This is a genomic window from Flavobacterium profundi (assembly GCF_006491645.1).
GTDB lineage: Bacteria > Bacteroidota > Bacteroidia > Flavobacteriales > Flavobacteriaceae > Flavobacterium > Flavobacterium profundi.
Genome location: NZ_VDCZ01000029.1, coordinates 1 through 1,438 on the forward strand (window position 1 = coordinate 1; position 1,438 = coordinate 1,438).

At 31.4% G+C, this 1,438-nt stretch carries 2 protein-coding genes; both read right to left on the minus strand.

Going from position 1 to position 1,438, the window contains the following annotated elements; all coding sequences use genetic code 11:
• Positions 1-34: 34 nt before the first annotated feature.
• Positions 35-868, minus strand: a complete 834-nt coding sequence (locus FHG05_RS18235; protein ID WP_198172276.1) for an IS3 family transposase — start codon at positions 866-868, stop codon at positions 35-37.
• Positions 868-1,395 carry a helix-turn-helix domain-containing protein gene (locus tag FHG05_RS18240; RefSeq protein ID WP_140999560.1) on the minus strand — a complete coding sequence of 176 codons (528 nt, stop codon included), beginning with the start codon at positions 1,393-1,395 and terminating at the stop codon, positions 868-870. The genes FHG05_RS18235 and FHG05_RS18240 overlap by 1 nt, the downstream gene beginning before the upstream one ends.
• Positions 1,396-1,438: the final 43 nt, after the last annotated feature.

The following is a 1,438-nucleotide window of genomic DNA, read 5'->3' on the forward strand; positions in this document are numbered from 1 at the left end:
TAGACTGCACCCAAAAAGTTAGACAAATTTAAACTTAATTTTGATAATAATGAGCTCGATATTTTATCGGGCTCATTTTGTTTAGATTTGATTTAATTCTTTCGTTGTTATAGTAATTTATATATTGCTTTATTTCCTTTTTTAGTTCTTCTATTGTTCTGAACTTTTTTATATAAAAAAGTTCAGATTTTAATGTTCCAAAGAAGTTTTCGATAATAGCATTGTCTAAACAATTCCCTTTTCTGGACATACTTTGTGTGATTCCTTTTTGCTTTAACAAATACTGATACTGTTTCATTTGGTATTGCCAGCCTTGGTCTGAGTGTAATGTCAGATTTGTGTTCTCTGGCACTTTCTTAAATGCTTTCTTGAGCATTGTTACTACTTGATTAAACACTGGTCGCTCGGATAGTTCATAACTAATAATTTCTTGGTTGAATAAGTCTATTATAGGAGATAAATACAGTTTCTTTCCTGATACATTAAACTCGGTTATATCGGTTGCCCATTTTTGATTGGGAGCCGTGGCCTTAAAATTTCTTTCTAAAACATTAGGTGCTATTTTACCTTGTTCGCCTTTATAGGATTTGTATTTTTTTACTCGGATGATACTTTTTAATCCTAGTACTTTCATTAGCCTTAAAACCGTTTTGTGATTAATAGTAAATCCTTTGTCTTTCAAATCATCTGTTATTCTCCTGTATCCATAACGCCCTTTATGTTTGTCATAAATAGATTTGATGAGCTCTTTAACGACTTTGTATTTATCAGATAATGAACTTGATCTTTGATGGTAGTAAAAACTACTTCGTGCCATATTAGTTAAATTTAGAAGCATTTCTAAATCAAACTTATGCCTTAATTCCATTATGGCTTGCGCTTGTTGGCTTTTTCTTCGGCTTGGATTAAGGCTTGCAACTTTTTTAGTAAAGCATTCTCACATCGAAGTCTTTCTATCTCTTGTAATAGTTCTTCTTCTCTTGTTAATGGTTTGTCTGATTTGGGTTTTTTACGCTTAAAATTGGTCATTGTTTTTAGTCTGCCTTTAACTTTGGGTTCTAATCCTGCTGTGCCAAAGTTAGCAAAATCTCTTTGCCATTTGATAATAACAGATTCTGAAGGAATGTCAAATTTTAAACAGGCTTGGCTTAAAGACAAATGTTTGCGGTCAATATTTTGTAAAACCTTTAGCTTAAATTCAGCAGTGTAACTTTGATTCTTTCTGGGACGTAAACCTTTTTCTCCAAAATGTTGATAGAAATTAATCCATTTCCTAATGTTAGATTCATTTAATTCTTTCAATTTAGAAACATACTCTGTAGAATAATGTTTTTCTAAAACTAATCTTACGCATTCTAATTTAAATGCATAATCGTACTTGACTTTTCTTTCCATAAAAATACCCCCAAATAGTGTCTAACTTTTTGGGGGCAGTGCA

Coding starts and splice junctions, on each gene's coding strand:
- FHG05_RS18235 (WP_198172276.1), bottom strand. CDS start 868: ATGGAATTAAGGCATAAGTTTGATTTAGAAATGCTTCTAAATTTAACT.
- FHG05_RS18240 (WP_140999560.1), bottom strand. CDS start 1,395: ATGGAAAGAAAAGTCAAGTACGATTATGCATTTAAATTAGAATGCGTA.